This window comes from Chlamydiota bacterium (assembly GCA_016178055.1).
Taxonomy (GTDB): Bacteria; Auribacterota; JACPWU01; order JACPWU01; family JACPWU01; genus JACOUC01.
The window spans coordinates 1-21,684 of record JACOUC010000043.1 but is presented as its reverse complement, the minus strand read 5'-3'; the positions used below and the strand labels follow the sequence as shown (position 1 = coordinate 21,684).

The 21,684-nt window shown below is 41.2% G+C and carries 26 protein-coding genes; 6 read left to right on the top strand and 20 right to left on the bottom strand.

What is annotated here, in order from left to right:
• From HYS07_06480 to HYS07_06445, 8 genes are all read right to left on the bottom strand, one after another.
• Window positions 1–777 (bottom strand): transposase (locus HYS07_06480; GenBank protein MBI1870820.1); only part of this gene is annotated, 777 nt, incomplete at its 3' end.
• Window positions 778–1,109: 332 nt separating this feature from the next.
• Entirely contained in the window at window positions 1,110–1,367 is a 258-nt protein-coding gene (locus HYS07_06475; GenBank protein ID MBI1870819.1) for a hypothetical protein, read from the bottom strand.
• A gap of 74 nt (window positions 1,368–1,441) precedes the next feature.
• Window positions 1,442–2,368, bottom strand: coding sequence for a TIGR01777 family protein (locus HYS07_06470; GenBank protein MBI1870818.1), 927 nt, complete (start codon window positions 2,366–2,368; stop codon window positions 1,442–1,444).
• Between the two features lie 101 nt (window positions 2,369–2,469).
• Window positions 2,470–2,997, bottom strand: coding sequence for a hypothetical protein (locus HYS07_06465; GenBank protein ID MBI1870817.1), 528 nt, complete (start codon window positions 2,995–2,997; stop codon window positions 2,470–2,472).
• 7 nt (window positions 2,998–3,004) lie between these two features.
• Complete coding sequence (locus tag HYS07_06460) at window positions 3,005–3,385, bottom strand: helix-turn-helix domain-containing protein (GenBank protein ID MBI1870816.1); 381 nt, start codon at window positions 3,383–3,385, stop codon at window positions 3,005–3,007.
• A 478-nt stretch (window positions 3,386–3,863) separates the two neighbouring features.
• Window positions 3,864–4,181 carry a type II toxin-antitoxin system RelE/ParE family toxin gene (locus tag HYS07_06455; GenBank protein ID MBI1870815.1) on the bottom strand — a complete coding sequence of 106 codons (318 nt, stop codon included), beginning with the start codon at window positions 4,179–4,181 and terminating at the stop codon, window positions 3,864–3,866.
• Window positions 4,178–4,453, bottom strand: coding sequence for a type II toxin-antitoxin system Phd/YefM family antitoxin (locus HYS07_06450; protein ID MBI1870814.1), 276 nt, complete (start codon window positions 4,451–4,453; stop codon window positions 4,178–4,180). The genes HYS07_06455 and HYS07_06450 overlap by 4 nt, the downstream gene beginning before the upstream one ends.
• 294 nt (window positions 4,454–4,747) lie before the next feature.
• Window positions 4,748–4,960 (bottom strand): hypothetical protein, encoded by a 213-nt coding sequence (locus tag HYS07_06445; protein MBI1870813.1) that lies wholly within the window; start codon window positions 4,958–4,960, stop codon window positions 4,748–4,750.
• Between the two features lie 405 nt (window positions 4,961–5,365).
• Between HYS07_06445 and HYS07_06440 the strand changes: the two genes are divergently transcribed.
• Entirely contained in the window at window positions 5,366–5,740 is a 375-nt protein-coding gene (locus HYS07_06440) for a transposase (GenBank protein MBI1870812.1), read from the top strand.
• Between the two features lie 10 nt (window positions 5,741–5,750).
• Window positions 5,751–5,873, top strand: coding sequence for a hypothetical protein (locus HYS07_06435; GenBank protein MBI1870811.1), 123 nt, complete (start codon window positions 5,751–5,753; stop codon window positions 5,871–5,873).
• Window positions 5,874–6,115: 242 nt separating this feature from the next.
• On the opposite strand, the gene HYS07_06430 is transcribed toward HYS07_06435, so the two are convergent.
• From HYS07_06430 to HYS07_06385, 10 genes are all read right to left on the bottom strand, one after another.
• The gene (locus tag HYS07_06430) at window positions 6,116–6,910 is read right to left on the bottom strand and encodes a hypothetical protein (GenBank protein MBI1870810.1); all 795 of its coding nucleotides are present in this window, start codon (window positions 6,908–6,910) and stop codon (window positions 6,116–6,118) included.
• Between the two features lie 8 nt (window positions 6,911–6,918).
• Window positions 6,919–7,914: a 3'(2'),5'-bisphosphate nucleotidase gene (locus HYS07_06425; GenBank protein MBI1870809.1), complete on the bottom strand. Its 996-nt coding sequence runs from the start codon at window positions 7,912–7,914 to the stop codon at window positions 6,919–6,921.
• Window positions 7,911–8,462, bottom strand: coding sequence for a dTDP-4-dehydrorhamnose 3,5-epimerase (rfbC, locus tag HYS07_06420; protein ID MBI1870808.1), 552 nt, complete (start codon window positions 8,460–8,462; stop codon window positions 7,911–7,913). Before rfbC ends, HYS07_06425 begins: the two co-directional genes overlap by 4 nt.
• 41 nt (window positions 8,463–8,503) lie before the next feature.
• Window positions 8,504–8,788 (bottom strand): UPF0175 family protein, encoded by a 285-nt coding sequence (locus HYS07_06415; protein ID MBI1870807.1) that lies wholly within the window; start codon window positions 8,786–8,788, stop codon window positions 8,504–8,506.
• A complete protein-coding gene (locus HYS07_06410) occupies window positions 8,785–9,258 on the bottom strand; it encodes a hypothetical protein (GenBank protein ID MBI1870806.1) in 474 nt (157 codons plus the stop codon). The genes HYS07_06415 and HYS07_06410 overlap by 4 nt, the downstream gene beginning before the upstream one ends.
• Window positions 9,259–9,403: 145 nt before the next feature.
• Entirely contained in the window at window positions 9,404–10,099 is a 696-nt protein-coding gene (locus tag HYS07_06405) for a carboxypeptidase regulatory-like domain-containing protein (GenBank protein MBI1870805.1), read from the bottom strand.
• A gap of 239 nt (window positions 10,100–10,338) precedes the next feature.
• The gene (locus HYS07_06400) at window positions 10,339–11,358 is read right to left on the bottom strand and encodes a CDP-alcohol phosphatidyltransferase family protein (GenBank protein MBI1870804.1); all 1,020 of its coding nucleotides are present in this window, start codon (window positions 11,356–11,358) and stop codon (window positions 10,339–10,341) included.
• 9 nt (window positions 11,359–11,367) lie between these two features.
• Window positions 11,368–12,060 (bottom strand): phytanoyl-CoA dioxygenase family protein, encoded by a 693-nt coding sequence (locus HYS07_06395; protein ID MBI1870803.1) that lies wholly within the window; start codon window positions 12,058–12,060, stop codon window positions 11,368–11,370.
• Between the two features lie 290 nt (window positions 12,061–12,350).
• The gene (locus HYS07_06390; protein ID MBI1870802.1) at window positions 12,351–13,031 is read right to left on the bottom strand and encodes a general secretion pathway protein GspB; all 681 of its coding nucleotides are present in this window, start codon (window positions 13,029–13,031) and stop codon (window positions 12,351–12,353) included.
• A gap of 84 nt (window positions 13,032–13,115) precedes the next feature.
• Entirely contained in the window at window positions 13,116–13,931 is an 816-nt protein-coding gene (locus HYS07_06385) for an AAA family ATPase (protein ID MBI1870801.1), read from the bottom strand.
• Window positions 13,932–14,282: 351 nt separating this feature from the next.
• On the opposite strand from HYS07_06385, the gene HYS07_06380 reads away from it, so the two are divergent.
• The 3 genes from HYS07_06380 (at window position 14,283) to HYS07_06370 (ending at window position 19,015) form a co-directional block, all read left to right on the top strand.
• On the top strand, window positions 14,283–15,509 hold the full coding sequence (locus HYS07_06380; GenBank protein ID MBI1870800.1) for a porin: 1,227 nt from the start codon (window positions 14,283–14,285) through the stop codon (window positions 15,507–15,509).
• Between the two features lie 209 nt (window positions 15,510–15,718).
• The gene (locus HYS07_06375; protein MBI1870799.1) at window positions 15,719–17,242 is read left to right on the top strand and encodes a hypothetical protein; all 1,524 of its coding nucleotides are present in this window, start codon (window positions 15,719–15,721) and stop codon (window positions 17,240–17,242) included.
• 246 nt (window positions 17,243–17,488) lie between these two features.
• Entirely contained in the window at window positions 17,489–19,015 is a 1,527-nt protein-coding gene (locus tag HYS07_06370; protein ID MBI1870798.1) for a hypothetical protein, read from the top strand.
• 166 nt (window positions 19,016–19,181) lie between these two features.
• On the opposite strand, the gene HYS07_06365 is transcribed toward HYS07_06370, so the two are convergent.
• Window positions 19,182–20,417, bottom strand: coding sequence for a hypothetical protein (locus tag HYS07_06365; GenBank protein ID MBI1870797.1), 1,236 nt, complete (start codon window positions 20,415–20,417; stop codon window positions 19,182–19,184).
• A gap of 114 nt (window positions 20,418–20,531) precedes the next feature.
• Between HYS07_06365 and HYS07_06360 the strand changes: the two genes are divergently transcribed.
• Window positions 20,532–21,023, top strand: coding sequence for a bifunctional nuclease family protein (locus HYS07_06360; protein ID MBI1870796.1), 492 nt, complete (start codon window positions 20,532–20,534; stop codon window positions 21,021–21,023).
• A gap of 16 nt (window positions 21,024–21,039) precedes the next feature.
• Here the strand turns inward: HYS07_06360 and HYS07_06355 are convergent, their stop codons facing one another.
• The gene (locus HYS07_06355; protein MBI1870795.1) at window positions 21,040–21,504 is read right to left on the bottom strand and encodes a hypothetical protein; all 465 of its coding nucleotides are present in this window, start codon (window positions 21,502–21,504) and stop codon (window positions 21,040–21,042) included.
• Between the last annotated feature and the right edge of the window lie 180 nt (window positions 21,505–21,684).

The following is a 21,684-nucleotide window of genomic DNA, read 5'->3' as shown; positions in this document are numbered from 1 at the left end:
GGTCACGATGGCAGAGTAGCTGTAGGCGTTGACAGTAAACAGAGTAGCCTGGTCAGATTCTTCCGGCTCCAGTTTTTTCCTAATGATGCAATAGCGATAGGGTTTGCCCCACTTGGCTGGCTGGTAGGTTGTTTCGGCAAAGCTGTAACGGTTGTCCGTTCCACTCGCCGGACAATATGCCAGACCAGTTACCAATTGTTTAAGCGGACCCGTCATATCGGCAACGATGGCAAAATCAGCCTTGTTTTGGCTCAAAAGAGCCACAATATCCTTGTCGTAAAAACCAGAATCGCCTCGGAATCGAACCGAATATTCACTACTTGGATAGTTGTGAAAGAACTGCACTAGATATTCGAACGCACCAAGAGAGGTATACGCATTGCCCTGACGCAGTGTTCCGAGCAAGCTCGTGCCACTCATGCTTTCAAAGCAGAACAAGGGGTGGTACGATCGGCGTCCGCGCGCTCGCGGGTTGTAGCCCTTCAGCGCTCCCTCTTGATGACCGTAAATCGTACAGACCGTTGAATCCATATCAACGAGGAGTTTTTTCTTGGAAATCTCGATACGGCTTAAGCCAAGGATGATTGGATAGAGCAGAGAAAATATTTGTTCAGAAATCGTATACAGAGAATTGCGCTGCTCAAATTTGAGCGTACGCCCAATCAGGTGACGCCATCCAATCTGTTTTAAAAATAGGTGGAAAAGATAGACGCCGCCAAAATGAGTGAGGCGATTGGAATTGAATTTTATCTGTACTTTTTTAGCACCATAGGCCATACGCAAAAAGCGTACATTATGGACGGTTTTTGCGCAAGTATGGAAAGTCGCTAAAAATACGTCGGAATGGTATTATTCAAGCTAAGTGGTGATTAAATCACGCAGGATCTAAGTGATTACATGGTTCAAGAGACTTTGCTTGCCGGATGATTGGCAATCATTCACACTACCAAAATTGCGTCATCAGCTTTTTATGATGCCGGGGGAATTGGTGCATACAAATAATGTCCCCACTCTCAAATTTCCAAAGAACAGTCCCAATAAAAAGACGTTCGAATTTGCGCTCAACAAAATCAAAAAACTTGTCCCCCTTGCTTGAAAAATGTTACTTTTCACGCAGGTTTTAGGTCATTAATTTGATCCGTTTTAAAACGAAGCTCAGAGGCCGCATTTCCGTGGACCTCTCCCCCATGCTCAAAATAGCCTACCCGACTTGAAAATAAAGTAACGGTCTTGACAGGGATATCCGTATTTTCAATTTTTCGGGAAGCAGAAACTTCTTTCGAAAAAATTGAATTTGTTCCCTCTTCCATCCAAAAGCATCCCACCACCCCCAAAAAAATTGTCAAAAATTTTACAGATGATTTCATAAATCTCCTTTTTAGAAAACAGTTCAAAGTTCAAAGTTTAAGGTTCAAAGAAAAAACAAAACCCAACCTAACCCTTAATCGCATGAATCTTTGAACTTTGAACTTGTTTTTAGCAGTAAATGCCTCAGCGCCTCTTCCAATTCAGGAAAATGAAATTTGAAATTCGTTTCCAAAAGCCTTAGAGGCTTTACACGTGTACTGGCCAAAAGAAGCGTATCGGCAAGCTCTCCTAAAAGCAATCGAGCCACAAAAGCCGGCATGGGAAAAACAGCCGGACGTTTTAAAACCTTTCCAAGACTATTCGCAAATTGACTTTGAGTCACTGGATTTGGAGTAACCCCGTTCACCGCCCCCTGAAGCTCATTTCTCGAAATACAATGTAAAAATATATTTAAAAGATCATCCAAAGTAATCCAGCTCACAAACTGATTCCCTGTCCCTATCTTTCCTCCTAATCCCAGCTTAAAAGGAAAAAGCATCTTTTGAAGCGCCCCACCTTTGGGACTGAGCACCATTCCGATTCTAACATGGACCACACGTATCCCTACCCTTTTAGCGCCTTCTGTTGCCGCCTCCCATGCTTGACAAACTTCCGCCAAGAAACCACGTCCCGGCGGGCTTTCTTCAGTTAAAAATTCTTCTCCCCGTTCCCCATAATAACCGATCGCTGAAGCAGAGACGAGCGCTTTCGGTCTTTTTGAAAGTTGAGCGAGTGAATCGCAAAGAAATGTTGTCCCCTTGACACGGCTCTCCAGAATTTTTCGCTTCTTATCTTTTGTCCAACGCCCTGTCGCAACATTCTCACCCGCCAGATGAATCACCACTTCGATCCCCTCAAGCCTTGAAACATCAAGAATTTTCTTTTCAGGATCCCAATAAATTTCAGAGGAGGAAGACGAAGTAGAACGAACCAAACGAAGAAGGAAATGCCCAAGAGATCTCAAATGATGAGTCAGGGCTGAACCAATAAAACCCGTCGAACCACTGATGAGAATGGTCATATAAAATCCTTAAAAACGAGGTTATCGGTAATGGGTGATCCCTTTTATTACTTTAGATTTTGAGAACTGTGAAACCTCATAGACTCCACAGAGCGGAGTCATCATAAGGGTGTGGACGGTGTCCTTTTCTCTTCTTCAGTCGTCACTTCCTCATCGACTTGTCTTGCTATTACCTCAATCGAACCTCCTGGGTGAGTAAACTTCACAGCGTTGTAGACGAGCTTGAAAATGACCTTTTCGATCTGGTCGCGATCAAATTCGGCTTGGAGTGACTCTTCGCATTGAAAAGAAAGTTTAAGATTTTTTTGCTCAGCCAAGGCCGACATGGAATCTTCAACCTCTTTCAAGAAATGATACACATTCACATGGCTTAAGTGAAGCTCCAGTTTTCCTACATCAATTTTAATGAGGTCGAGGAGTTGATTAATTAATTTGAGAAGGCGTAGGGCGTTCGTGCAAATGACATTTAAGTTTTTCACTTGATGGGGTTTAAGCTCATTTTCTTTCAGGAGCGACTCTACCGGCGCCAATATTAATGTAAGAGGCGTACGAAGCTCATGCGAAACATTGGCAAAAAACTCTGTTTTCGCACGGTCGAGTTCTTTGAGCTTGGCATAAGCTTCTTCAATTTCCTTCTTACTCTTCTTGGATAACGCGGGCGATCATGGGGGATGTCCAAACGCCTGAGAGAAAGCCATAAGCGACAGGACCGCTATCGATGATGTCGCACAGAGTTGTCTTGTGATTTTCGAAGAGTCTGGAAGGACGGCCAGAGCGATGTCCTTCAAGAAGACTTTCATGCCCGTACTCCTCATAGTTTCTTAACCATTCACAAACGCAGGATCGGGGAGATTGAATGAGGGAAGCAATCTCTCCACTGGTTTTTCCGCCGTCATTGAGCAGAACTGCGTGAATACGTTTGGCCACCCGATAGGCGCCATCCTTTTCCGCTTCTTTTTTATCACGGATCAGCTTGGTTGTGGTCCGATGATGAAGTTGGAGAAATCGAGAACGCATATGATAAATCCTCCCACTGAGAATCTACCACATTTTATAACGTATGTCCGTTTAATTATGCGCGTCTATATATCTTCATCCCAAACTATTTCTGCAATCTTCACCTAGTCCCCCACCCTTGTTTTAAATGTATTACAATAGAATACGTTTGTCTAGTTTTTTAAACTCAAACAAAATTGGATTGGCCATGAACAAAATTTATCATACACTCAAGATTGGTTAGGGACTTTGAAAAAAATCTATGCTTCTAGGGTAGGCGTATAAAACAGTACCCCGCCCGAGGCCTTTCGGCAAGTCGAGCGGGGAGCAATTTTGTCCGACGATCAATTGACCGAGAAAAGTCTAGCACAGTAGGCCCAGCAATAGAAGGTTTTTTTGCTCAGTCTCTTTTGCTTTTATTGTGGTGTGATCACTCTAAATCATTTTCGACAGGAGATTGCATCAATATTCGGGACGGGACAGCTAAAATTTTTTTAGGTTATAGGGTCATCCCCAGTCTGATGAGTTTTCTCGCCAAGTGATAGATATCAGACTTATCGCCCTCTTTTCTGATGCCAACACCGACCACATTCACCCGGAGCTTCTCTCGATCCACTCGATAAATGATCCGGTAGCGCCGGCCAAGAGCTGTAAGTCGCCTAAAACTCGATAAATCTCCAACAAGTGCTTTACCTTGCTTCTCAGGTTCATAAGCTAAACCGTCAATCCTATCCCGTATTTTTCCCATAATCCTTCGATCCCGAACGTCATAGAGCATTGCTTGAGCGGTGAGGGTTAGCTTAATTGCGTAGGTCACAATTTAAGGTTTCGTTTAACGGTTTCCCAGGGAATCATTTTGCCCTCATCCAATTCCTTAAGGCTCTTTCGAAGACCTTTCATAAATTCAGGGTCTCCCACCACATCCAAGGTTTCTATGATGCTTTCATAGAGGTCCCAGCTCATCAAGGCTAGGATGGGCTTTCCTCGACGTGTGAGCGCCAGAGCCCGCCTTTCTTTGGTTCTCGCAAACGCCTTCGGAAGCTCTAGGAGCCTTGACCTTGCTTCAGATATAGAGATAGCTTGTTCCATCTGTCCCTCCTTACTGTACATATTACCGTACATCAATATGTACAGTATATCAAGTACTTTCCCTCTCGCATCAGCCATGCATCGCGACCGATCCCACAGGAACTATAACTACATGTGCCGTTGATGGAACTCCATGGAAAGCAGCCCGTCCGCCTACGGAGGAAACCCACTCCCCTTTCCAAAGAACACACTTTTAAATACTGGATCAAAAGATAACTTTATGTGATATTCTTCTTGAGCTAGAAACTAGCCTAACGTTTTAAGGCTTTTTCTTTAAAGCCTTCAGAAGTCCTTTCACCGTTCCACTCCAATGATCCTGCCTTTGGCTTTATCCAGGCCCACTTGTCGCTCCATTTCTTGCCACCTCTTTGTCCAGAAATAGGCTTGGTCGGGATCTCTCTCATGTCTTGTCTTGAGAAAGAAGGCAAAGTCAAGCAGTGTCGCACATTCCTTTGGACCTAACTTTTTAATGATCTTTAAAAGTTCTTTCTTTATTGGATGGGCCATGGATAAAATTTATCATATATTGAAGATTGGTTTAAGGACTTTAAAAAATCTATTTGACAAGTCCAAAGAAAGAAAAATCCATCCAAGCCTGCTTCTGGAAGCTACAAATTGAAAATGTGAGAAATCACAAAGAATTTTTGGCGCGTTAAATTTTGTGATCCCAAGCCGAACAAAATAAGGAATCGAGCTAGCCCGCATTTTTCATCAAATTTCTACTCAGAACGCCAATTTTGCCTCGTCTCTGGGTGCAAACTCGGTCGGCCCTGCTCAACGTACTGTAAAGTACGCCTCACACGGCCTCGGTCGTGCAACCTCCCCTCCAAAGCGGACTCGGGCGGTCGAGCTCAAGAAATCTGATGAGAAATCCGGGCTAGTGACGGATCAAAAGAGGAGGTCGAGAGAATAGTGGGACAGATTCGGGAGAAGTGGGAAAATGTAAAGATTATTTTACGTGGAGATTCTGATTTTGCGCGTGAAGAATTGATGGGTTGGTGTGATCTCGCAGGGGTAGATTACGTGTTTGGGCTGGCCAAGAATGAGCGATTAAAAGAAGAGTTGGCTGAGGCTATGAAACAAGCGATGGAGGAACATGAACAAACGATGAAACCGTCCAGACGATTTGTAGATTTTCAATATTGCACATTAGATTCTTGGAGTCGTGAAAGGCGGGTGATAGGCAAGGCAGAATATTTGGAGAAAGGTGAGAATCCCCGTTTTGTGGTGACCTCATTGGCGCAGGGATGGATGCAAAGGGCTTGTATGAAGATTTTTACTGTATAAGATTCTGAAAGTGGGAGCACAAGTAACGATCAGTTTGCGGAGGGTTTGGATTTCATTTGCCAGTGGATATCCTTATCAAAATATTTTCTATCAGATTTTCGCTCGAATAAGGGCTTTATCGTTTTCAGGCTGAGCCAGTATAGGTGGATCATGCAGTAAAATAAAATGATGATGGCAAGGGTGCCTAAAAAAATAGTGATTTCCGGGTTCTTTTTTTAAATTTTAGTTTTTAGACTCATATGAAAAACAAAAATCCGCAGATTTTTATTTTTACAGAATATTTTTCCCCAAAATACTTAAATTTTCGCTTTTTTTAAAACTGATGAGAAATGCGGGCTAAGCACAATGCTGTAGCCTCTCACTCGTTTTTGATTGCTACACCCTACCAGTATCTAAGTCCCATTTTTCAATTCTTTTAAGTCTCTCACCCGCTTCTTTTTGGTGAATGGGATCTTCACTGTCATAGATGGGAAGTTTCAGAACTTTTTCATATTCTTCCTTGGCAAGATTCGTTTGATTTAATTTCTCATAAGTGATCCCCAATTCGAGATGATGTATGATCGCGTCTGGCCGAATTTCAATGGCTTTCTTTAAGCAGCGTACAGATTCTTCCAGAGACGCCTCCTTAGGAATTCCTCCAAAAAAAAGATCAGCAAACTTTCTTTCAATCCAATTGAGTGAAGCAATCTCACGATTCCAACATCCTAAGATGTGCCAGGCTACATGCTCATTCGGGTCAAGCTCTAATGTCCTTTGAGCCTCGTCTTTAATCTCCTTCGAAAGACAAACTTTTTCTTTCGCACCTTGAGTCAAAGCCCACCTTCCTAAAGCAATACTCAAATATAAATGTGCCTTTGGATTTTGAGGATCAAGCTCAACCGCTTTTCGTGAAAAATCAACCCCCTTTTGATCATAACCTTTTTCTTTGCGTTCTTTAGAATCTGTAAGAGCGGCCCCAAGATCAGAATATTCGCGAGAAATTCTCCACAGAATTTCTGCTTTAGAAGAATCCAACGACAATGCCTTCTCATAAAGTTCTAATGCTTTGGCATGATCCCATTTCTCATCGGCTTTGTCGCCCTCGCTTATGAGATCTTCGACAGATCCTTGTGTCTGGGAAAAGGTAATGAGGAAAAGGAGAAATAAGATTTGGATTTTGATATTTGTCATTGATTCTTTTACAACAATTTCCTCAACACCTCAAGCGCCATTGCATGAAGCTTCCCATTGGAAGACACGGCCCCTCGATTCTTGAGAAGCCTTCTTCCCGTTGTATAATCAAGGGGTTTTCCATCTAAATCCGTTACCTTCCCTCCCGCCTCTTCCAAAATAATGGAGCCCGGAGCCTGATCCCAAATGCATTCTTTATAGTTCATCTTTTGAGGAGAAAGGAGTCTCAAATAAATATCCCCTCCTCCTGAAGCAAGCACAGCATACTTTGAAAGACTGTCTAAAAGCACCGGTGGAGTTTCAATACCAAGTAAATGCTGAAACTTTTCGATAAGTTCCAAATTTGTATGACTCGTATCAAAAGGTCGAACCAAAATTGATTCATGAAAAGAAGCATGGTCAGAAACATGAAGTTGAGAAAAAGAATTTCCTTTTTTAAGCGGCGCGGTCCACGAACCTTTTCCGCGAACGGCGATAACCAGGGATCCCGGTCCACCCATTTCTGGATATCTTGCTTCCCTCAAAACAGGGCAACCCAAAACTCCAACTTCAATCTTGCCATCGATTAAAAGAGCCAGAGCAACGGCATATTGATCCTTACGTAAAAAACCTTTTGTTCCATCAATAGGGTCCACAGTCCAAAATCTATTGCCAGGCTCGCCTTTCCCCCGATCAATCCAGTCACAAATTCCTTCCGCCGTCGCTTGAGGTAAAATGGCCTGAACATATCTCACGACACGCCCTAACGTCAAACGTCCCTTCGATGAACGTAAAACTCCAGCATCCTCTTCTCCAACAAGAATATCGTTCGGAAAAGCCTTTTCTAAAAAGGCCGCAATCACAGCCTGAGCACCCAAATCTGCAACCGTTACAGGTGAGTCATCTGACTTGGTTAGGGCATCCTCATCTTTCATTTCTCCCTGAACAGCCTCTGTCAGAAGCGATGTCTGACGAACCGCCTCGATCGCAAACTGAACTTCTGGAAGACGAAGAATGGGAATCATACGAAAATTTCCTTCAGTTCCTTTAGAGAAGGATAGGTTTGATCTTTAGAAGACAAAATAAAATCCATATCCAATTTCGGCCACGGTATCCTGATAGAAGGATCATTCCATCTTAAACCGTGTTCATGCTGAGGGGAATAAACATCTGAACATTTATAAAGAAATTCTGTACCGTCCTTTAAAACACAGAAGCCATGCGCAAATCCTTCAGGGATATACATCATTTTCTTATTTGTTTCACTTAAATGTTCACTCACATACTTCCCAAAGGTCTTAGATTTTTTCCTAAGATCGACCGCCACGTCAAAAACATCACCTCGAACGACTCGAACAAGCTTTGCCTGAGCCCGAGGAGGAATTTGAAAATGAAGTCCCCTTAAAACCCCTTTCATCGATTGACTATGATTGTCCTGAACAAATCGAGTTGTAATTCCATTTTGAGAAAAAATATCCTCGCGATAGGATTCATAAAAAAACCCTCGTTCATCTCCCAAGACTTTAGGTTCGATTAAAATCACATCCGGTATGGACAAGGGGGTAAATTTCATATTTAAACGGTTTTCTTATGTGCCGATAAATTAAATCAAGTTTAAGAAAATTTCTCTAAAGACAGAATCACATCAGAGGCTTCAAGATTTCCTTTAATCCCCATATCTAAAAACAAGTCCATGACTTCAATGAAATTTACCCCCAATAAATGTGCAGCCTCTCGAAGTGAGATTTTACCGTGCTTATAGAGATGACCGACATAGGTTTCAAAACCAATCTTAAGAAGCTTTCTCATGGCCGTTGACTCTTCAATTTTTTCTTGTTTTTCTACAAGCTCCACGGCTGACATAATACTTTTTGGCAACCTTAAAGATTTTGTTTTCATGAGACCCTCCTTGCATCATTTAATATCCACTGAACTGTGTAATATTCACCATCACTGATCAAAGGACCTAAAGCATCCAAAAATATCTGGGCAACTTTCAAAGCGATTTGCCTTCGCTTGACCAAAAGAACAATAAAAACGGCCGGGGGGATATAAGGAATATTGAGAAGCTGCAGTTTCTTGATAAATCTTTTATCATCGCTTCCAATAGCATCAAACTTCCCTCGCTGATAAATTTTTAGAACAGCCTCTTCCCTTTTTTTTAAGGAAACAGGACCTTTTGAAATCGTCAATAAATTCTTCTCTAAGTTTTCTTGAATGACCATGGCATCCGGATAAGCCAGAGCATGGTCCACGACCTCTTCTTTTACAACCTGAGGAATAACAACCTTAAAATTTTTACAGACAAGCTCCTTCAACTTTGCTTTGGTTAGCTTAATCAGGCAGTCCGCATCCATTACAATGTTCATGTATTGCATTGTAATAAAAAGAGTACGACGGGTCAATTTAATTAACCAGAGCAGAGAAAAATGAAATGACAAAAAAACCCAAAACTAAGGATCAAACTTATCCTCAATTTTGAGCTTTTAGCACTCATCGAAAATTTGGCCTTGCTTACGCGGCTTTCAAGGTAAAATCAACTGTTTTGGAATCGCCTTCGGCCACAGTTATACTCTGCGTGGTCGTTCCGAATTTCTCATGCCAAGCCTCGATCACATACGTTCCTGCCGGCAAATTTTTTAATTCAAAAGTCCCTTCAGCACCTGTGACACTGAAGAAAGGATGATTAAAAACACCTGCATAAGCATTCATCCAGGGATGAACCTCGCATACAAATTTTACCATATCGGCTTGATCAAATTTTTGTTCTAGCTCAAGCCCTTTAAAGGGCATGGCCAGATTAAAAAGTGAGGCGGTTCGAGTCTTTCCGTGAACGTTATGCAAAGTGTCATCGCTGTTGACAATCTTTAGAGTCTGACCCGCCCGCACACCAAAAATATGAGGATGATATTGACAGCCCTTTTGATCCAAAGTCACTGGCTCAGTCGGAAGAGGAAAGGTTTTATCCCCTAAACCTTCTTTGACATAAATAAGCACATTTTTTAAAGTCCCATTTCCATTCACCACAACTTTTTCTGTAAAAACATCTTCGGAATGTTGCATTTTGCAAGCGGGATCCGCATCCATCTCAATGGCCTCTTGAGTGGGAGGAATCCCCTCAAGGCTCACCTTCCCCGTAATCGTTGCCGCCTCACTGATATCGATCAATAAACCCGCCAGGGTCAAACTGAGAAAAAATGATTTAGACATTTTCACTGCTTTCCTCCTTCAAAAAATAAAGGTTTCGAATTGGGTAATAGTCTGGCCAATATATTAAATTTCCCTCAAGCTTTCAATATAATTTACGCTCAGCAATGTATCAGCATTGATACGTACCAAGCGGGAGGAGGCAGACTCGGCTCACACGCCAATTTTCCAACAAACATTCCATCTACAAACCACCATCAAATCTACCTCGACTTTTATTCCACACCAGCGAAAAAGATAATCTACGGTCTTGTGTGATGTTTTATAAATCTTGCCCAAGAAAGAATTCCAGCAAAAACATTCGAACCTATAGCGGCCAGCCAAAGAAACCAATAAGCATTTCCAAAAAAAGCTAAAACAAGAATACAATAAATAAAATCCCGATTGATCAAACGCATAATGAGTTTTTTAAAAATCGTTCCTTCAAAAGCCTCCCCTTTTTGGCTCGGATGGGGAAGATAGGTTACGGCGAAAACCCAAAGAGAGCCCAAGAAGATAAAGCAAAAAAGCACCTTGGCCATTTCAGGATGGGACTGAGCATAACCGATCGTTAGGCCCGCAAAGGCCGCCAGATTGACCCCATGATCCATCGCAAGATCAAGTCGATCACCCCCTACGGACACTTGAAATTTGAGACGTGCCACCTCTCCGTCACAGCAATCTAGAATGGCCGTTGCCACCAGATTTCCAACCCCTAGAAGTGTTTTCCAGTAACTTCCTTGCGATAAAAAATAATAGGCCAAACAAGCAAAAGGAAAGGTCAACAAAGTGATTTGATTGGGCGTCAGCGATGTTTTAAGAAGAAAACGCGTGATCTGTAAAGAGACGGCTGAATTTATCCAGCGATCCAAAAAACTGACTTGTCTTGAACGCATCCACCGAAACAAGTATTTTCGAGCCTTCTTAAAGTCTGAAGGCGTTTTAATTTGAATAACGAAATGTTGAGGGATTTCTTCCCTCCCTTCTAAAACCTTAGAAATCAAATCCTCCGTAAAAACACTCGAGGCATCCACAGATATAGATCCCTCCCCTTTTATTTCTTTCTCCTCTCTCACAGCAATCTCAACATGAGCGTGAAAACGCCGGTCTTTTCTGATCTCTAGAATAACAGAATCTAAAAATTTCCTATCCTTTCCAACCAATGTAAAATGGTTGAAGCCTACTTTTTGGCAAGTGAGTATCGCCCGTTTCCAAAGCGGAAGGCCTAAGAAAATCTCGCTTAATAACTGAGCGTTTTCAAAAAAAACCACTGCGGTTGTCATGACCCATCACTAAACCCGAAAAACATATTCTTTACCTTGAATCCTTTCACAATCCGGGGGGTAATTTTTGCGTTTATCTTCGTAATAACGAGTCCGATGGTTTCCTTCAGATAAACGGTTGTACGTCACATAAAGAACCCGACGTTTTTTCTTAGACAAATTGGGACCTGAGGCATGAGGAACATACGAATCAAAAAAAATGACATCTCCAGGTTGAGTCGGATAGGGAACAAATGTCATGGCGGCCATTTCTTCTTCTAAAAGAGGTTGCCATTCTTTTCCGATCAATCCCTTTTTGTGGAAACCCTTAACCAATTCTAGACAACCATTTTCCAGAGTGGCCTCATCAATACAAGCCAATACCGTTATAAACAAAGAGGCGTAAATACTCCATCCCGCCTGCTGGTCCTGATGAGGCTTAAAACCATCCCCGCCCGGCAGTTTAAAATTAATTTTATCCTTGAAAAGAACAGCAGAAGCACCGAAAAGCTCTGAAACAGATTGAAGCATTTTCCCTTTTATAAAAAACTCCCTAAAACCAGTGTGATAGGGAATAAAATTCTCAATGCGATTCAAAATCCTTTTTTCAGGATTTAAAAGACTTTTCTCAAAATACATCATGTGCTGACCCGGCACCTCTGGATAATTCTCCAAGAGCTCCGTCCAAGAAACCAAATTAGAAATTTCTCCATGAGAAAACATTTCACGTACAATTAGAAAACCATCGCGGGAGAAATCTTGAAGCTGTTGGGAGGAGAAGCAAACGGATTCCAATGAACCTTCCACCTTTCTCTTTTAGAATGCGAAAAGCCTGTTCAATCAATGAAGCCTCTATTCCAAAATCTTTTGAAATTGAAGTTCAGAATTTTTTGAAGGAATTTCAAGTGGATGATCATTCATATTACCAGTCACCAGTCGCCGGTCACCCGTCGCCAGAGACAGGCCACAGGAGACCGGCGACAGGCGAGACAGGCGAGGTGACAGAATACCCTTCAATTGATCCATTTCTTAAACGGATGGCCGTTACGACTCAACGTCACATGATCGGCTTCAATTTTGAGAACCGTAACGCCCTCAGCCACTCGATCCCCCTCCCCAACAAATTGGCCATTGACCAACGCTTGAGGCGGAGTCTCCATCATGATTCCTGTAAGCTCTATTTTCGGAAATTTTTGTTTAAGATGGGACGTGGAAGAATGTTTTTTTTCAGAATCTAGACTTACAAAAAATTCTGTATCTCTTGACCTTTCTTTGGGCGAAAGAAAACTTTTCTTAGCGGGTTCCATTGATTCCTGTTTAATTTCTGTTTGAGCAATGCTAAGAGGAAGAACAGACTTCAAATCTGAAGAAATGGGCTGAAGTTTTATTTCGGAAGATGGAGGGTCTTTTTTTTGAGTCACAGGTCCTTTGACTTGCAAAGGATGGACTTTAAGATAATACCCTAAACTGAATCCCAGTAAAGCCAAACAACAAAACAACCCTAAAAAAAAGAAAATTCTTCGAATCCCAGAATATCTTGAACGACTTGTAACAAGAGAAGGCCTCTCCCCTTGGATAATCCTATTTTGCAAAATATTCTCTTTCAACTTTGTGACAGGACTTCCCGGAAGAGAAACCTTGATACCTTCCCCTTTGATTGTCGCCTTCTTAAGTGCCTCATTAATAATGCTCATATCCCTGTTCTCCAGTCACCAGTTTTTAAGCTTTTTGCTTCCCTCGTCCATCGTCCCTCTTTTCCTTCGACCTTCGACCTGTCTTTATATTTTAACCATCCCTTCAATTTCCTCAATCGACTCTTGAACCAGAAAACGAGTGATATCAAGAGTTTGCGCCACATACCCTGCTAATAGCACATGATCACATACAATATTAATTAATCTTGGAATTCCTTTAGAATATTGAAAAATCAACTCCACGGCCTCAGGATAAAATTTCAAAAACAGATTTGCACTTGCCACCTTCAATCGATGTTGAATATATTCATCCGTTTCAGAAAGACTTAAGGGAGTTAAATGGTAACGAACGGAAATTCGTTGCCGAAGTTGTCTCAAAGAAGGTCGAGATAAAATCTCATGAAGCTCAGGTTGTCCCACTAAAATAATCTGTAATAATTTTGCTTTATCCGTTTCTAAATTCGATAAAATTCGAACCTGCTCTAAAAGTGCGGGTCTCAAATTTTGCGCTTCATCAATAATTAAAACAACATTATGACCCAATGAAAGCTCTTCTAAAAGAAACTGATTCAGACCATCAAAAAGATCTTTTTTATTCTGACTCTTTAACTTGATCCCAAAATCCTCTGTAATCGTTCTTAACATTTGAAGATCTGAAAGGTGAGGATTTAAAATTAATGCTGTCTTAACGGAAGTGTCCAGGCGATTGAGAAGAGAACGACACAGCGTCGTCTTTCCTGATCCCACCTCCCCCGTCATCTCAATAAACCCTTTTTTTGAATGAATCCCATAAGTTAAAGCAGCAAGGGCCTCTTCATGCCTCCGGCTCAAGAAAAGGAAACTTGGGTCTGGGGTAATGTTGAACGGATTTTCTGTCAAACCATAAAATGACAAATACATGAGCTCCATTGTAAAAAATCCACTGTCTAAATAAAATAAAAATCTATCGAACTTTGTCCATTTCTACTTTGGTAGAAAGGTGACATTTCTAAATTGGCTTTACAGTTAAAATTATTTTCTTGATTTCTTTTAGTGATTATCTTAAATTTTTCTCCGTTCAAAGTCTAGTTGTGAACGTGTTTGAACGATTTGATTTTGATCAGCATGACCAATTTTTAACACGAGTTTGACTCGCAAAAATTGATCTGTGATCTTGTTTTTATTTTGGGCATGCTTTTTGCTTCTACTATTTGGAGGCGAATACATGTGTTGTTAGGTTAGTTAATGATGAAATTAATTAAGGAGGGGGTAATGAGAAAGTTCTTAGCAGTTGTTTCGGTGGCTTCTGTGGCACTTATTTATTGTCCGATTCATGCTCAAAGTGCAATGACGGATGAGGCAGTCTCACAGAAGGTTGAATGGTTGGAACAGCGTGTAAAGCAATTGGAAGCGCAAGTTGCGGAAGAAAAGCCAGCTCAGGCTTCTGCTGTTGCTCCAATTGTGGGTGGAATTGAAATCAGTGGTGGAATCTCCACAAGTTCCGTATGGAATTTTGATGCTCCAGATGATTCCAAAAATGCTCTCCGAGTGTTTGACACTGCAGCTAATTCAGCCAATGTTGAACTGGTTGAAATTGGAGTAGCCAAACATTCTCAAGAAACCGGCCTAGGAGGTCGTGTAGATTTGGCCTTCCTGGAAACAGCCGAAGTCATCACGGCCGCAGGAACAACAAGGGATGACCTCGATGTTCGGCAAGCCTATATCACCTATGATTTCCCTTGGATTGAAGGGGTTTCCCTCAAAGCGGGTAAATTTGTGACCCTTCTTGGCGCAGAAGTGATTGAGCCTTGGGACAATTGGAACTTTTCTCGTTCCTATTTGTTTGGATTTGCTATTCCTTTCACCCACACAGGTATTACAGGAAGCAAGACCTTTTGTGATATGGTCAGCCTCACTGCAGGTGTGGTGAATGGGTGGGATAATATTGAAGATAACAATGAAGGAAAAACTTTTCTAGGAAATTTAACACTCGGTCCTTGGAAGTGGTTTACATTGGGAATCAACGGAATCGTGGGCCCTGAACAAGAAAATGAGAATAGCAACATGCGATGGGTTATTGACGCCGTTTTGACTGTCAAGCCTGAGCCTGTTCCTCAGTTGACCTTTCTTTTGAACTATGACTACGGTTCTGAAGATTCTATCCCTGTTATAGGTGAAGATGCATTGGGTAACAGCATCGTCGTCAGCCGTTTTGATGGTGCATGGCAGGGTTTTTCGGGTATCGCAAAATATGACATCAATGAGCGGATGTATGCAGCCCTCAGAGGTGAATGGTTTTCTGATGAAGATGGAGCCAGAACAGGGACAACTCAAGATCTTTGGGAAGTCACTGCAACGGGTGCTTACATGATTGTAGAAGGCCTATGGGGAAGACTTGAGTATCGGCATGATGAATCCGATGCTACACCTTTCCTTGATGGGAGCACTGCAACCGACACGATGAACACCCTTTCAACGGAACTTCTTTATCGGTTCTAGTTTGAAAGATTTTTTAGAAAAAAGCCCCGACTTCATGTCGGGGCTTTTTTTTTTACACATCAGTTTACTTATGTGTATAATTGTTTTGGTCCACAGTCAACGGTCGACAGTTCATAGATATGAATGCTTCCTTTTAAACTGTTGACTATTGACTATTGACCGTTGACTGTGGACTCTTTTAATTCTCAACTTTTAACTTTCTTTAAACAATGTCTAGCCCATTCGATAAAGACGAAATAGGTCGTATCGAGCCGATCGGCTCTAAAAACCATCCTCCCTCATCACAATGGTTGAGTGTGCTTGGCCTTACACCCGTGATCGTTTTAGGAGTTTTGGCTTGGATTTGGTTTTTTTGTAGAATTGAAGTCCATTCAGGCCAGATGGGTATTCTCATTCGTAAAACAGGTCAAGATTTACCTTCTGGGGAAATCATTGCCGAAAAAGCCAATCAAAAAGGAATTCAACTCAATGTTCTTTCTGAAGGCCGATATTTTCGAAATCCATATACTTGGGACTGGAAAATTGAACAAATTACAGATATTCCAGCGGGAAAACTAGGAGTTTTAGTCTGCCAATATGGTCATGATCTTCCTTCTGGAAAAGTCATCGCTGAAAAAGATGAAAAAGGAATTACCGCTGATATTCTTACACCCGGAAAATATCGTATCAATCCCTATTCTTATCAAGTCATTCTCTATGATGCCATTAGCGTTCGTCCAGGCTTCGTCGGAATTCTAACCCAACGAACAGGAAAAGATGTTTTATATGGTGCTCCACCAAATTCTAAAAATACCTTTTTGGTGGGACCTGGCGAAAAAGGCGTTCAATCAGAAGTCCTAGACCCAGGCACCTACTATCTTAATCCATTCCTGGTGAATGTAACCCCCGTCAATCTTCAGTCTCAAAGATTTGATTTTAGCGGAAAAGACGCCATTAATTTTCTTTCTTTTGATGGATTTAATATCACGGTCGAAGGCACCATCGAATGGGCTATTAAAAGAGAGAATGCTGCAATGATTACGGTGCGCGTAGGCGATTTTGAAGACATTTTAAATAAAATCATCTTGCCACGAGCTCGTGGGTTCTGCAGAATTGAGGGATCGAAAAAAGCTGCAGCCGAATATATTTCAGGGTTAACACGACAAGAATTTCAACAAAATCTTCTTCAGCATCTTCAGCAGACCTGTGAGGAACGCGGCATTAAAATTCTTTCTACCCTCATTCGTAACATTGTCCCACCTCAAGAAATTGCTTCTCCGATTCGGGAAAAAGAAATTGCTGTTCAAGATCGGAAAAAATATGAGCAGCAAATTCTAGAGGCCCAATCCGCCGCTGAACTTGCGAAACAGGATGAATTGGCCATTCAAAATAAAGAAAAAGTGGAGCAAGAGACGATCAAGATTAAAGCCGTCATTGAAATTGAGCAAAACCAGTCCGTTGCGCTTACAGCCGCCAATAAAGACTTAGAGGTAGCAAAAATTGGAAACCAAGCCGCCGACTTTAAGGTCCAAGCAAAAATATCTCAAGGACAGGCCAAACGAGATGTGATTCATTTAACCAACTTGGCCAATGTAAAAGTCATGCAAGATTATGTCAATGCCTTCGGTTCGGGATGGAATTTTGCAAATTATACATTCGTCAAAAATTTTGGCCCTAAACTCCACTTCATTTTCGCAAGTGAGGAAGGAAGTTTAGGAAAGATGTTTGAAGAATACTCCAAGGAAAGAAAATGAAATATCAAAAATCAAACATCAAAATGACAGATTCAAATTCAAAATTTAAAGCGTTTGAGGTTTCTAAATAAATTTCTACCAAAATTTTGATATTTAATATTTGTCATCATGAACTTTCAGTCCACCCAAGTGGATGAAAATTGAGTTCCTCCCCTTTGGGGTACAAAGGAGGGGAATAGCCAGTAACAACGTCTCATTTTCATGACTGATTTTTGGTTTACTTAAAGAGCCTGAGAAAATTCAAAAATGAAAAAAACTTTAACTATCCTTAGCATTTTAGGGGCAATCTTAGCAACCTGGCTTGTCTGGGAATGGGGATTCTGTAGATTTTTTGTTCCTCCAAACTCCATGGCCATTGTCATTGCCAAGATAGGAAAACCATTAGAACCAGGGCAAATTCTTGCCCGAAAAGGGCAAAGAGGAATTCAAGAAAATGTATTGGCGGAAGGACGACATTTCTTAAATCCTGTTTTCTATGATTGGAAAATTGTCCCCCTTATCTCTATTCCTGCTGGAAAAATAGGGATTGTTACTTCCAAAGTAGGCAAAGATCTTCTTCCGGGAGAATTCCTGGCCGATGAAGGTCAAAAAGGGATTTGGCGTAAAATTCTAGGGCCTGGTAAATATCGAATCAACCCTGAAGGATACAATATTGATCTTGCAGACAGCCTGACCATTCCGATCGGTTATGTCGGCGTGATTACATCCCTGGACGGCAAAGCCCCTATCGAAGGGACTTTTGCAGAGGTGGGACAACGCGGTGTTCGAAAGGACGTTTTACAACCCGGCCTCTATTATATCAATCCCAAGCAATTTAAAATTGACGTGGTTGAGATTGGTATTAATCAAATTTCACTTCTGGAAGAGACAGAAAAAGGTCAGTCTCAAATCTTAAGCGGTAAAAATATTGAATTTCCTTCTAAGGATGGCTTTGAAATTAAAATGGATACCACGGTTGAATTTGAACTCCTTCCCGAACATATTTCTGCTACCTTTTCAAAATATGGTGACCTCCAAGCGGTCATCGACAAAATTATTCTCCCACAAATTCTTTCTATCTCCCGTCTCAAAGGTTCCGGCTTCGGAGCACGAGATTTTATCGTAGGAGAAGGACGAGAGAAATTTCAAGATGATTTTACACAAAGTTTAGAAGGAGTTCTCAAGGAAAAGAATATTGAAATTTTATCGGCATTGATTCGCCATGTCACTGTTCCTGACCAAATTCTTAAACCCATTCAAGACGCAAGCATTGCTCAAATACGAAATTTAACCAATATTGAAAAACAGAATACTGCAAAGAAGCTGGCCGAGCTTAATACAGAGCGAAGCCTGATCGACCAAAAGCGGGAACAAATTCAACAAGAAACTGAAAAACTAAAAGCTGAAATTAAGGCTGAACAAGACAAGGAAGTGGCTAAAATCAATGCCCAAACGGATCGACTCGCCGCCGAAATCGAAAAAGAAACAGCCTTCGTTCAGGCTGATACAACCCGTAAACTTGGAAAAGTTGATGCTGATGTGAGTCAAATGATTGGAGAAGCGCAAGCTGAAAGCTTTAAACTGATGGTTGAAGTTTTTAAGGATCCCGCTTCCTACTCTTTTTATACCCTTGCCTCTTCTTTGCCTCCAAATCTTAAAATCGCCATCGCCCACTCAGGCCCTGGAACACTGTGGACGGACCTCGGAAAATCCATGGCCGGCGAGCTAGGCGGGATGCGTCTATTGCAGACAAACAATCAGACTCGAGACCAGGGACCACAAACTAGCAATTAAAAAACAGTCTCTAATCTATCCTTCTGTGTTGTCTGTTGTCTGTTGTCTGTTGTCTGTTGTCTGTTGTCTGTTGTCTGTTGTCTGTTGTCTGTTGTCTGTTGTCTGTTGTCTGTTGTCTGTTGTCTGTTGTCTGTTGTCTGTTGTCTGTTGTCTGTTGTCTGTTAGTCTAGCTTCTAAACCTAAAATGTTTTAATAATCTCTCCACTTCTTTGATATGTTTAGAAAAACTTTTCTCAGGACCTGCAAATAGGATTTGATAGACTCGATCATTTGCAAAAGTAATATATTGAGCAACATAAATAGTCTTTTTTTGCCTCAATTTATAAAAATCAGAATACGCAATAGCTAAATTGCGATAAAGCTCTTTTGAATAAAATCGAATAGACCATAAATCGGCTAACTTTCTTGATCTTTTGAGAACGGCCTCCTTATATTCTCTTCCCTCATCCTCGTAGGTATAAACATATTCCATGGCCAAATGCCCTCCAATTTCAATGGGCAGCATTCTCAAATGTTGAAATCCATTGAGTTCCTTCTTTGCCCCCGTACGAATACTGTGGACAAATCCTTCAATCAGATCCGCAGGTTCGTAGCGATACCCAATGTCAAAAATCACAACCTCTAAAATTGAATAAGGATCCGGTTGAATATCGGTTGAAACAACCTTACCTGTCACAATCCCTTCTGAATAAGCCATTCTTTGGACATTAAGACTGCTCTCTTGAGCCGTGGATGCCAAATACAAATTATTCGCTGGATTTGGATCAAGATAAACAGGCATCGCTCTTTCAATTTCATTTTTAAGAACCACCCGCCAGGAGGAAGGATAATAAAAAGAAAAACCATATTCAGGAACTTCATGAAAACCATACTTTTCTTCTGAAGTTTGGATCACCAAAATTCTAAAGGAAGGAACAATCTCGTGGCGAAAGAGGTTGTCATATTCATCAAAATTCTCTTCCAAAGATTGATATCGAATCATATAAATTTTTTCATTGGCGGAGGTAAAGAACATATGAACATGAAATATCTTTTCTTCAGAGAGGGTAAATTCAAGTTCATAAGCAGGAAGACCGCTCAACTTCGTAGAATGGTAAGATAAATCCTTTATTTTTTCATGGGTTGCCCATAACCAATCTGAAAGAGAAAAGTCCAAATCAACCGATGAATCATCTTCATTTTGAGGCCCCAGCAAAGTGACCATCACAAAATTTCCTTCTACGGGAGTCGGGAAAAAAGCCGTCTGACCTCGCGTAAACGATTTTTCTTCCCATGAAACGGGAATTTTTAGAGAAACACCCAAAAAATTTTCTACGTGATCGACCAAAACTTCAGAACTTGCCAATGGTGAAAAAACCATCGCTAATAAAATAAGAACCAAAAAAATTTTTGTCCCTTTCACAACCTCTCCTCTCTCTCAAAACAAATTCCTTGAATTAGCTGTGAAACTTATCTATTCTAAAATCGATGTCATGTTATGTTACATATGAATCATCGCTAGAAAGACCCAGTTAAAATGAAAAAAGCTAAAATTAATTCACTGATGCTCATTGCGCAAATGGGCCAGTATGTCGTGGTCTTAGAAGCCATTGATGATCAGCGACTTGTTCCTATTTGGATTGGGGCCTCAGAAGGGAGTTCTATTGCCTTACAACTTCAGGGAGCGGAGTTACCTCGCCCCATTACCCACGATCTCATTGTAAATATACTCAAAATGTTTGACGTAAAGTTTCAGAAAATCATCGTTTCTGATCTTAAGGATAATACCTACTTTGCCATCATTGAGCTAGAATTTCAAGGAAGGCATTATGAAATTGACGCACGCCCCTCGGATGCGATCGCCATCGCCGTACGCTCCGATACTCCTATTTTTATCGATGAAAAAGTCCTAGAAAAATGCCCTAAAATTGACCGACCTATCAGTGATGAGGAAGTTGATAAGTTCAAAAAGGACCTCCAAAATATGAGTCCCGAAGAATTCTTCAAACGCTTGGAGAAAAAAGATTAAGCCTCGATACCAAAAGTTAGGCGTGACTTACAGCCTTTTCAAAAGCTGCAATCACACATCTTAAAATCAACACAATAGAACTTTTCCCAACATCTTCTTTAAATAAATCCGAATGATCTTCTTGAATGAGGTTACCCAGAAAATGAATCAAATGAGGTTGAGTACTTTTCCTGGAAAGCAAGGTCTCTTGATCTTTCCATGTTTCTCGTTCTTTCAAGAAACAGTGATAACAAAGCGTCCAATCTAAGCGGGGCATTTTACGCCCCCAACCTTTCGTACAGGCCTTCCAAATCCAATAGGATAGATAAAGAGATAATTGCTGGACTTCGAGTTTAAAATCCTGAGTAAATTCCTGAAGAAATTGAACCAGTTGAGGCTGCTGACGAAGGAAACGGCTGGCTTCTTGACTCATACGAGATTCTGGATATTTGCGCATTTCAAAGCAAATATTTTTCACCACATCACTTGAAATAACTTCCATGACAATATCCCCTAGAAGCCTGTTGGCAGAATTGTATACTTACTTAGATCCTGCGTGAAGAAGTCATTTTTCACGCAGGATGTGGTTTAGAATAAATGTGGTCGCGAGAAAATTTTACCACTCTTTACAACACCTGATTCAGGTTCTTCAGCTTGGCAATTTTATCCTTAGCATACCAAA

Bases quoted from the DNA above. Each gene is read 5' to 3' on its own strand.
- HYS07_06355 (MBI1870795.1), bottom strand. From the start codon at position 21,504: ATGGAAGTTATTTCAAGTGATGTGGTGAAAAATATTTGCTTTGAAATG.
- HYS07_06445 (MBI1870813.1), bottom strand. From the start codon at position 4,960: ATGGCCCATCCAATAAAGAAAGAACTTTTAAAGATCATTAAAAAGTTA.
- HYS07_06470 (MBI1870818.1), bottom strand. From the start codon at position 2,368: ATGACCATTCTCATCAGTGGTTCGACGGGTTTTATTGGTTCAGCCCTG.
- HYS07_06450 (MBI1870814.1), bottom strand. From the start codon at position 4,453: ATGGAACAAGCTATCTCTATATCTGAAGCAAGGTCAAGGCTCCTAGAG.
- HYS07_06405 (MBI1870805.1), bottom strand. From the start codon at position 10,099: ATGTCTAAATCATTTTTTCTCAGTTTGACCCTGGCGGGTTTATTGATC.
- HYS07_06425 (MBI1870809.1), bottom strand. From the start codon at position 7,914: ATGATTCCCATTCTTCGTCTTCCAGAAGTTCAGTTTGCGATCGAGGCG.
- rfbC (MBI1870808.1), bottom strand. From the start codon at position 8,462: ATGAAATTTACCCCCTTGTCCATACCGGATGTGATTTTAATCGAACCT.
- HYS07_06385 (MBI1870801.1), bottom strand. From the start codon at position 13,931: ATGTATTTGTCATTTTATGGTTTGACAGAAAATCCGTTCAACATTACC.
- HYS07_06395 (MBI1870803.1), bottom strand. From the start codon at position 12,060: ATGTTTTCTCATGGAGAAATTTCTAATTTGGTTTCTTGGACGGAGCTC.
- HYS07_06390 (MBI1870802.1), bottom strand. From the start codon at position 13,031: ATGAGCATTATTAATGAGGCACTTAAGAAGGCGACAATCAAAGGGGAA.
- HYS07_06360 (MBI1870796.1), top strand. From the start codon at position 20,532: ATGAAAAAAGCTAAAATTAATTCACTGATGCTCATTGCGCAAATGGGC.
- HYS07_06460 (MBI1870816.1), bottom strand. From the start codon at position 3,385: ATGCGTTCTCGATTTCTCCAACTTCATCATCGGACCACAACCAAGCTG.
- HYS07_06430 (MBI1870810.1), bottom strand. From the start codon at position 6,910: ATGACAAATATCAAAATCCAAATCTTATTTCTCCTTTTCCTCATTACC.
- HYS07_06370 (MBI1870798.1), top strand. From the start codon at position 17,489: ATGAAAAAAACTTTAACTATCCTTAGCATTTTAGGGGCAATCTTAGCA.
- HYS07_06415 (MBI1870807.1), bottom strand. From the start codon at position 8,788: ATGAAAACAAAATCTTTAAGGTTGCCAAAAAGTATTATGTCAGCCGTG.
- HYS07_06410 (MBI1870806.1), bottom strand. From the start codon at position 9,258: ATGAACATTGTAATGGATGCGGACTGCCTGATTAAGCTAACCAAAGCA.
- HYS07_06375 (MBI1870799.1), top strand. From the start codon at position 15,719: ATGTCTAGCCCATTCGATAAAGACGAAATAGGTCGTATCGAGCCGATC.
- HYS07_06475 (MBI1870819.1), bottom strand. From the start codon at position 1,367: ATGAAATCATCTGTAAAATTTTTGACAATTTTTTTGGGGGTGGTGGGA.
- HYS07_06400 (MBI1870804.1), bottom strand. From the start codon at position 11,358: ATGACAACCGCAGTGGTTTTTTTTGAAAACGCTCAGTTATTAAGCGAG.
- HYS07_06380 (MBI1870800.1), top strand. From the start codon at position 14,283: ATGAGAAAGTTCTTAGCAGTTGTTTCGGTGGCTTCTGTGGCACTTATT.